The organism is Desulfobacterales bacterium (genome assembly GCA_029211065.1).
GTDB lineage: Bacteria > Desulfobacterota > Desulfobacteria > Desulfobacterales > JARGFK01 > JARGFK01.
In genome coordinates this window covers 1-717 of the sequence record JARGFK010000249.1, presented here as the reverse complement: position 1 = coordinate 717, position 717 = coordinate 1, and the positions used below count along the sequence as shown (strand labels likewise).

At 41.3% G+C, this 717-nt stretch carries 1 rRNA gene; it reads left to right on the top strand.

Annotation, left to right across the window (positions count from 1 at the left end):
• Positions 1 to 468 precede the first annotated feature (468 nt).
• A 16S ribosomal RNA gene (locus tag P1P89_23280) occupies positions 469 to 717 on the top strand; the annotation flags it as partial.

Here is a 717-nt window from a genome sequence, read left to right as displayed (position 1 = left end):
AGTTTATACTTTGCTGGGTTTGTTTCACTTCCTCGGTTTTAGAAAAAATAAAAGCTTGACCGTTGGTTTTAGTTAGTTATAATGGTCGGCTACTTAACGATTTAGTGGTTAAGGTAAGGCTCTTCGGGGCTTGATTGGTGTTTGGTGTTGTTGTTAGGGTGCTGGTTTTCTGGGTTGGCTTGATTTTTTGATGATCAGTCGCTTCGAAAACTTTCTGAAAATAAATATTGACACAATGAGTTGGATCTGTATAATGGTCGAGCTCAACAGGAAAGAATGATTCATTCTCTCCTCGCTCTTTAAAAACTTAATCAAAATAATTTGTTGTGGGTGCTTGTAGAGATTATTGTGCATGATATAAATAATCGATATAAGAATCTACCGTTACTTGTTATGAGTAACAAACGTAAATTCTGACAATCGAAACAAAGATTGGTGACACATCTGATGCTGTCACAAAATGATTTAAAACTGAAGAGTTTGATCATGGCTCAGATTGAACGCTGGCGGTATGCTTAACACATGCAAGTCGAACGGTAACAGGCTAGCTTGCTAGCGCTGACGAGTGGCGGACGGGTGCGTAACGCGTAGGAATCTGCCTATTAGTGGGGGACAACATGGTGAAAACCATGCTAATACCGCATACGCCCTACGGGGGAAAGCGGGGGATCTTCGGACCTCGCGCTAATAGATGAGCCTGCGTTAGATTAGCTTGTT